Raw genomic sequence first — 8,156 nt, 5'->3', positions numbered from 1 at the left:
GGTTCTGGGTGTCAACCGCAGTCTTCGAGGGCAGAACAGTGCTGCGAGCCTGCATAACCAACGGGCGAACGAGCGAGCGCGATATCGACGCGCTCGTCCACACCCTCAAGGCGTTGGCGCCGTCGATTGGAGCACACAGGCGGAATCCGACTTGAGCGTTTCGGAACCTCACCGAACCGATCTCGACTCGTACAGAATACTCGCTGCCGTATCGCCGACGATGGTACGACTGTGGTTCGAGGCGCGCATCCTCTGGACGGCATCGGCCACCTCTCCATGCGGCAGCGTCTGCGTGTGCCGTACATGCTTCACGTAGGCTCCGGAGCACCGGGCCGATCCGGATACACGGGTTGTCGGGCCTGAGATCCACCGTCACTGCCCAGCCATGATCGCGCGCGCCGACCACAACACAGTCGAAGTCGTTGCGCCGAAGACCACTCGGTGCCGACATCGCATAGCAAGGATCGGGTCGATTTCAGCAACAGGAATGGTTACGTTTTACAGAAAGTCCCCATCGATGATCATTCTCGGAGTTCCGCATGAACACGACCGACTACGACCGAATCGAGGCCGCCATTCACTATCTGGCCGGAGGAGCACCATGACGCATCTGCTTCCCACCGACGAAGAGCACCCCTGCACGCCAACAATGACCTCCGTGGAGCCCGCACTGCGAGCGGCCGCCGACCACGCCATCGACTGGCTCGCAGAGATCGACCGGCGGCCGGTCGCCGCCAGTCGCACTCCGCAGGAGTTGCGGCACCGCCTCGACGGCCCACTGCCGGAGAGCTCCTCGGACCCTGTGTCCGTCATCGACGATCTCGTCGCGAACGTGGAGGGTGGACTGCTTGGATGCGCCGGCGGCCGCTTCTACGGATGGGTCATCGGTGGCGCACATCCGGCGGCGCTGGCGGCGGACTGGCTGGTGTCCACCTGGGATCAGAACGCGGCGTTGGCGGCTTGCTCCCCGGCCGAAGCGGTGATCGAGGAGATCGCCGGGCGCTGGGTCATCGAACTGTTGGGCCTTCCCGACCATTCGTCGTTCGCCTTTACCTCCGGCTGCCAACTCGCTCACGTGACGGCGCTGGCCGCCGCCCGCCGTCACCTGCTCCTCGGATGCGGACACGATCCGGAGCGCGAGGGGCTCGGGACCGCCCCCCAACTGCATGTCGTCACGGGCACGCACGGACATCACTCGGTGGACCGGGCGGTGCGGATACTGGGGATCGGATCAAAGCATCTCCACCTCGTGCCCACCACGGCCGACCGGCTGGATGTTCCGGCGCTCGCGGCGTTGCTTACCGAGCTGGAGGGCGCCCCGGTGGCGGTCTGCCTTTCTGCCGGCGATATCAACACCGGCAATTTCGATGACTTCCGGACCGTGATACCGCTCTGTCGCTCGCGTGGCAACACCTGGGTGCATGTTGATGGCGCGTTCGGGCTATGGGCGAAAGTGTCGCCGCATTTCGCCCACTTGCTCGACAGTGTCGAAGGAGCCGACTCGTGGGCGACCGACGCCCACAAGTGGCTCAACACGCCGTTCGATATCGGCTTCGTAGCTGTCCGCCACCCGGAGGCGCATCGCGCTGCCATGAGCGTCCGGGCTCCGTACCTGACCCACGCCGCTACCGCTCGGGATCAAATCGATTGGAACCCCGAGTGGTCTCGGCGCGGCCGAGGTGTCCCTGTGTACGCCGCAGTGAAAGCGCTCGGCCGCCGCGGGATCGCCGAAATCGTCGAGCGATGCAGCGATGCCGCAGCGAACCTCGTAGAGGGCATCGGCTCCCTTCCCGGCGCCGAGGTCCTCTCGCCCGCGGTCATCAATCAGGGGCTGGTGCGTTTTCGGGACCCCGCAGGTTCCGATCACGACGGATTCACCGACCGGGTGATCGCCGCCATTCAGGCCGAGGGCACGGCATGGTTCGGAGGCACCGATTGGCGCGGAATGCGCGCGATGCGGATCAGCGTCTGTTCCTGGGCCACTGGGCCCGGCGATGTTCGAAAGACTGTCGATGCAGTCGAGCGGGTGCTCGCCGCTCTGGAGATCGAGAAGTGAGGACAGTCTTTTCCGCGTATCAACGAGCCTTTATCGCTTGTTTCGCCTGCCGTATCAACAGTTCCTGCACCCCATCCTCTTCGTCCCGTGACGCCGGCTGTCGCTGCACATACCGGCCGTCAGGGCCGAGATCCCAGGCAAGGCGTCGATCCTCGAAATACAATTGCATGATATCCATGCACCGCTGCCGCAATGCAGGATCCTCGACCGGAACGATGGCTTCCACACGATCTTCCAGATTCCTTCGCTGCCAATCGGCGCTGCCCAGGTATACAAGCGGATCCCCCGCATTATGGAAACAGAAAATGCGGCTGTGTTCGAGAAATCGGCCCACCACGCTGCACACCCGAATGTTTTCGCTATAGCCCGGCAAGCCTGGGCGCAAACGATTATGGCCCCGCACGATGATGTCGATCTTCACACCTGCCTGCGATGCCCTGTATAACCGGCGAATCATCCCCGTATCGTCGAGCGAATTCATCTTGGCAATGATACGCCCATTGCCATGCGCCTCGTGATGCGCCATCTCCTGTTTCACGAGTGCGACGAACGTCTTTCGCATGTCCCGCGGCGCCACCAGCAGCTTTTTGTAATGCTGCTCCGGAGCGTATCCGGTCAAAAAGTGAAACAGGTTAATGATGTCGTACCCGATATCCGTCCGGCAAGTGAAAAGCCCTGCATCCGTGTAAAAACGAGCCGTAGTCGGGTTATAATTGCCCGTGCCGATGTGACAGTACGCGCGCAGCCCTTCATCCTCCTCACGAATCACGAGCGTCGCCTTGGCGTGCGTCTTGAGTCCCACAAGGCCATAGGTGACATGCACTCCCGCATTTTCGAGTCGCCGCCCCCATTCAATATTTTTTTCTTCGTCAAACCTTGCCTTGACCTCAACCAGCACGGCCACTTGCTTGCCCCGCTCGGCAGCGTGAATCAGGGCATCGATAATCGGAGATTTTTCGGAGGTGCGGTACAACGTCTGCTTGATGGCCAGCACGCGAGGGTCTTCTGCAGCCTCCTCGATGAATCGCTGCACGCTGCTTCGAAACGATTCATAGGGATGGTGCACAAGGATATCTCCGTTGCGAATGACCGAAAAAATGTCCGGACTGTCCTCGGATTCGCCTTCAAACTGTAACCGCGCGGGTATCACGGGACTAAATGGCTTGTATTTGAAGTCGATCTCATTCAAATGGGCGAAAAATGCACAATCCGAATGATCGATCATACCGGTATTCACATACACATCGTCGGCCGAAAGACTCAATTCGCGCATGAGCAATTCCCGGACACGAGGGGGCATATCCTCCTCGACTTCGAGTCGGACCACCGGGGCGAATCGGCGCTCGCGCAGTTCCTCGGACATCATCTCGATCAGATCGTCCGCTTCTTCCTCATCCCGGCTGATGTCGGCATTGCGCGTAATCTGAAAGGCATGCGCGTGCTCGACTTCCATGCCGCGAAGCAGTTCATGCAGGTTGTGCTGGATAACCTGTTCCAGCGGCACGTAGTGATTAGGCTCTTCCAGCGACACCCACCGCCCCTGACTGGTCGGCACTTTGACGCGGGCAAAGTGTTCAGTGCCGCGCGCGGGATGGTGTAACAGAATGGCCAGCGAGAGGCTCAGATTGGAGATGAACGGGAACGGATGCCCGGGATCTACGGCGAGAGGCGTCAGAATAGGAAAAATGTTGGCCTCAAAGTGCCGGTATAGTTGTTCTTTCTGCTGCCGTGAAAGATCGTCGTAGGACAGAATGCGAATGTTCGCACGCTCGGCCAACTGCGGACGCAACGACCTCTCCCACAGAGAGGTCATGGTCGAGTACATGGGCAACACCGCCTGCCGGATAAGTTGCAACTGTTCGCGGGCCGTCCGTCCGTCGGGAGACAAGACATGCACCCCGGCAGCGTCCTGTCGTTTCAGGCCGCCTACGCGCTTGCGAAAGAATTCGTCGAGATTGCTCGAGGCAATCGACAGAAAATGTACCCGCTCCATGAGCGGGATACGCTCATCGAGCGCCTGATACAACACCCGCCAGTTGAAATCGAGCCAACTCAGCTCCCGGTTGAAGAACAAATGAGGGTGTTTCTCCATGCGGCCCTTCGGGGCCGGACGAGGCGATGTGGCATGCGGTAGAGAAAACACCGGCGCCGCGCCGTTGCCGGAAGATATACTATCTACAAGAACCGAAGTATGGCCGCTCATATCGCTTCAGCGTATGACCTCCCCTTTCTCCAAACGACGCCGCAAGGCTTGTAACTGGATAATGTCCTGTTGATACGTACGAATGTCATCGCCACTTGCCTCAGCCCGGGATTGTTCCTCGGCTGTGCGTGCTATGGCTTCATCCACACGGACAATCTTCAGGCGTTTCATCGCCTGACGCGCTGCCTTTTCAGCGTTTTCATCCAAACGGGGTACGACCACACCTCTTTTTTGCTCCCAGTTTTCCGACGGTTCCTCCTTGCGGACAGCTACCTCAGTAACGAGTTGCTGTACATCCGCACCATAGGCGCCATCAAGAAACGCCTGCCGGTTCACGGATCCGGCCTGGTGTTGCTCGGCAAAACCCTCCACCGTCCGACGCGATGCCCCCGGAGAAAATTCGTTCAGGCTCGTGTTTCCCAGAATGTAGGTAACCATCGGAAGTCCCTGCTCGAACATCAGGCGGATCAATATCTTTTCGGTGGCAAACGTTGGAGAAACGGATGCCCTTGTTCCGGAGGCCTGCCTGCCGGCTTTTCCGGCAAATGCGCCGTCGTTCCGTCTGACGGACCTGCCCGTCGGCTGTCTGCCCGCTCCCGATGACGGGCGCTCTGTACGGCCGGATCGCCGGAATTCCTCACGTTGGCGGGAAGTCGCCATCCGTTCCAGTTCATTATACAAACGACCCTCGGGTACGCTGAACATCTCACTTGCCCGGGGCAGCCAGGCCTCTCGCGTCAGGGCATCGGGTATGCACGCAATGGCCCGCAGTACGGTGCGCATACCGGCAGCCCGTCCTTCAGGAGTGTCGAGCCGCCCGGCGCGGCTATCGGCGCCATGCAACCAGCGCACGAAATCAACCCGGTGCTTTATCAGATAATCGTTTAGAGAGGCTCCTTCCCGCTGCGCAATGGAATCGGGATCCTCGCCCGCAGGAAGTTCCACTACGTAGACGCTCATTCCCTCTGCAAGCACCAGGTCGATAGCCCGCCTCGCCGCCTTTTCACCCGCCCCGTCCGCATCGAACACAAGCACGATACGCTGTGCATAGCGGTGCAGCAATTGTACCTGCTCCCGGGTCAGCGACGTACCGCAAGACGCTACCGCGTTCCGAGCACCGGCCTGATGCAGCGACATCACATCCGTATAACCCTCGACAAGCATCGCCTCTTCCTGCTCCCGGATCACCTGCCGGGCCTGATGCAGTCCGTACAATACCCGCCGCTTGTCGTATACAAGCGTTTCCGGGGAATTGATGTATTTCGGCTGGGGATTTTCTCCTTCGCCGGCAGCATCGTCAAGCACCCTGCCCCCAAAGCCCAGGACTTTGCCCATGTGAGAAAAAATGGGAAACATTACCCGGCCCCGATAGCGATCATAATGCCCCTCGCCGCTTTTCTGCGGAATGATGAGTCCGGCCTGCTCCAGCGTTTCGGGGGATATATGTTTCGCCTCGGCTTCCTTAAGCAATCGATTCCAGCCTTCCGGAGCGTATCCGACGCCAAATTCCCTGATTATCGCGTTCGAATACCCGCGGCGTTGCATATACTCCAGTGCCTTTCGGCCGGAATCGGCCTGGGTCAATTGTCCGTAAAAGAACCGGGCCGCGAAACGGAGGGCGCCATAGACCGCTTCCATGGCGTCGGCTCGCTCGCGGGAGGTTGCCCCCTCCTCCGGCAATTCGATACCTGCTTTTTCCGCCAGGGTGCGCACCGACTCCGGAAACGACATGCCTTCCACTTCCATCACGAACCGGAACACATCGCCCCCCGCCCCGCAACCAAAACATTTAAAAATCTCCAATTCGGGATTCACGCTGAATGACGGCGTTTTTTCCTCGTGAAAAGGGCACAATCCGAAAAAATTAGAGCCTTTCTTCTTCAGGCGCACGTAGTCGCTCACGACATCGACGATATCCGATGCCGCACGTACTTCCGCAATGGTGTCGTCCGAAAAATACATGCCGGTGTGCATGTCTTGAAGAATTCGGGGGGTTTGTGACCGGGAGACTTGCCGGTACCACCGCCATCCCTTAAAATGGGGCAGGGGAACAGGATACGACGCTTCACAGCGCTGGATCCACCCATCTTCATCCATCCGTAAGGCCAAGATACGATTCCACCGTGGAAATTTTCGGGATTGATATCGGCGGTTCCGGAATCAAGGGCGCTCCGGTAGACGTCCGTACCGGTCGCCTCACTACAGAGCGCCTCCGTATACCGACCCCGGAGGGAGCCTCGCCGAAAAAGGTCGCCGCCGTGGTAGTATCCATGCTGGATCACTTCGGCTGGAAAGGTCCGGTCGGTTGCGGTATTCCCGCCCGTGTCAAGCGGGGCGTGGCGCACACCGCCGCAAACATCAGTGACTCCTGGATCGACACGAATGCCGCCAAGCTTTTTTCCAAAGCCTCCGGCCGGCCGTTCGTCATCCTTAACGATGCCGACGCCGCCGCTCTGGCGGAAATGCATTTCGGCGCAGGCCGCGGCCTGAAGGGCGTCGTCCTGATGCTTACCATCGGTACAGGAATCGGGTCGGCGCTCTTCGTGGACAATACCCTGATCCCAAACACGGAATTCGGGCATTTCTGGCTGCGGGGCCGAGTCGCTGAACACTACGCCTCCGACCGGGTGCGCAAGGAGGAAAATCTGGATTGGGAAACCTGGGCTGTGCGCATGCAGGAATACCTGAGCCACCTCGAACGCCTGCTGGATATCGACACGATCATCCTCGGGGGCGGCATCAGCAAGCCCAGTCGGAGCGAAAAATTCCTGCATCTGCTCGACACGAAAGCCGATCTGTTAACTGCTGAACTCAGAAATGAAGCGGGCATTGTGGGAGCTGCCTGGACAGCCCACCGCCTCATTGCAAACACATAATCCGCCTTGCACGAAATGCTTACAGGGATTCCTTTCTGTATATGACTGCTTCCGAACTCGAAATCCGCATCGACGAACTGGCCGGTATGCAGGCGAACGAGGCGCCGCCGGACATCGCGCGGGAGGCCGTAGATGAAACGCTGGCAGCACTTGACCGGGGGATTGTACGCGCCGCGTCACGAAACGAAGATGGCGTATGGACCACGCATACCTGGGTAAAACGCGCCATCCTGCTGGGTTTTCGAATCGGTATCCTCGCCGACTATTCGAACAGCCCTTTTTCGTTCCTCGACAAGGATACGTATCCGCCAAGGGCCTTCGACGCCGCGCATCGGGTGCGCATTGTACCGGGCGGTTCCACCGTGCGAACCGGAGCCTACCTCGCCCCCGGGGTCGTTTGCATGCCGCCCATGTACGTGAATACGGGAGCCTACATAGACGAGAACACCATGATCGATTCCCATGCGCTCGTGGGAAGCTGCGCGCAAATCGGCAAACGCGTCCACTTATCGGCAGCAGCACAGATCGGGGGCGTACTCGAACCGGTCGGGGCGGTACCCGTCATCGTTGAGGACGATGTGTTCGTCGGGGGTGGATGCGGCGTATACGAGGGGTGCCTTATCCGGGCAGGGGCCGTGCTCGCACCGGGGGTTGTGCTTACCGGATCGACCCGCCTCTACGACCTCGTGCGGGAAAATATCATCGGACGCAACGAGCAAGACATCCTCGAAATCCCCGAAAATGCGGTCGTGGCGCCGGGCGCACGCAGCGTTTCGGGAAGCTTCGCCGATCAGCATGGGCTGTCGCTGTACACCCCTGTCATCGTAAAGTACCGGGATCGGAAAACCGATGCGGCCACCGCGCTTGAAGAGATCCTTCGATGAATTTGTTCGATCTCCTTACTGTCTATTTGGAAAAATTAATGAGATGCGAAGTTATGGGATTGGAATCGGGGTATGTTAACTTTTCACTTCTTTTTCGCGTAACTCCGTTTCGCGAACTCCGCTTCACTTCTTTTTCG

General features: G+C 59.4%; 5 protein-coding genes. 3 read left to right on the top strand and 2 right to left on the bottom strand.

The annotated features are described in order from the left end of the window. Positions 1 to 649: 649 nt before the first annotated feature. The gene (locus F4Y00_00640) at positions 650 to 2,056 is read left to right on the top strand and encodes an aspartate aminotransferase family protein (protein ID MYE03473.1); all 1,407 of its coding nucleotides are present in this window, start codon (positions 650 to 652) and stop codon (positions 2,054 to 2,056) included. Positions 2,057 to 2,075: 19 nt separating this feature from the next. Here F4Y00_00640 and ppk1 read toward each other — a convergent pair whose 3' ends face one another. After that, positions 2,076 to 4,259, bottom strand: coding sequence for a polyphosphate kinase 1 (ppk1, locus tag F4Y00_00635; GenBank protein ID MYE03472.1), 2,184 nt, complete (start codon positions 4,257 to 4,259; stop codon positions 2,076 to 2,078). Between the two features lie 6 nt (positions 4,260 to 4,265). Then, positions 4,266 to 6,368: a DNA primase gene (locus tag F4Y00_00630; protein MYE03471.1), complete on the bottom strand. Its 2,103-nt coding sequence runs from the start codon at positions 6,366 to 6,368 to the stop codon at positions 4,266 to 4,268. Positions 6,369 to 6,382: 14 nt separating this feature from the next. Here F4Y00_00630 and F4Y00_00625 point away from each other — a divergent pair, with 14 nt between their 5' ends. Together F4Y00_00625 and F4Y00_00620 are read left to right on the top strand one after the other, a co-directional pair. Continuing rightward, positions 6,383 to 7,135: an ROK family protein gene (locus F4Y00_00625; GenBank protein MYE03470.1), complete on the top strand. Its 753-nt coding sequence runs from the start codon at positions 6,383 to 6,385 to the stop codon at positions 7,133 to 7,135. A 41-nt stretch (positions 7,136 to 7,176) separates the two neighbouring features. Then, on the top strand, positions 7,177 to 8,019 hold the full coding sequence (locus F4Y00_00620; protein ID MYE03469.1) for a 2,3,4,5-tetrahydropyridine-2,6-dicarboxylate N-succinyltransferase: 843 nt from the start codon (positions 7,177 to 7,179) through the stop codon (positions 8,017 to 8,019). Positions 8,020 to 8,156: the final 137 nt, after the last annotated feature.

Source organism: Bacteroidetes bacterium SB0662_bin_6 (assembly GCA_009839485.1).
Taxonomy (GTDB): Bacteria; Bacteroidota; Rhodothermia; order Rhodothermales; family VXPQ01; genus VXPQ01.
Note: the sequence above shows the minus strand (reverse complement) of the source record. Positions and strands in the feature narration are given on the sequence as shown.

Coding starts and splice junctions, on each gene's coding strand:
- F4Y00_00640 (MYE03473.1), top strand. CDS start 650: ATGACCTCCGTGGAGCCCGCACTGCGAGCGGCCGCCGACCACGCCATC.
- ppk1 (MYE03472.1), bottom strand. CDS start 4,259: ATGAGCGGCCATACTTCGGTTCTTGTAGATAGTATATCTTCCGGCAAC.
- F4Y00_00620 (MYE03469.1), top strand. CDS start 7,177: ATGACTGCTTCCGAACTCGAAATCCGCATCGACGAACTGGCCGGTATG.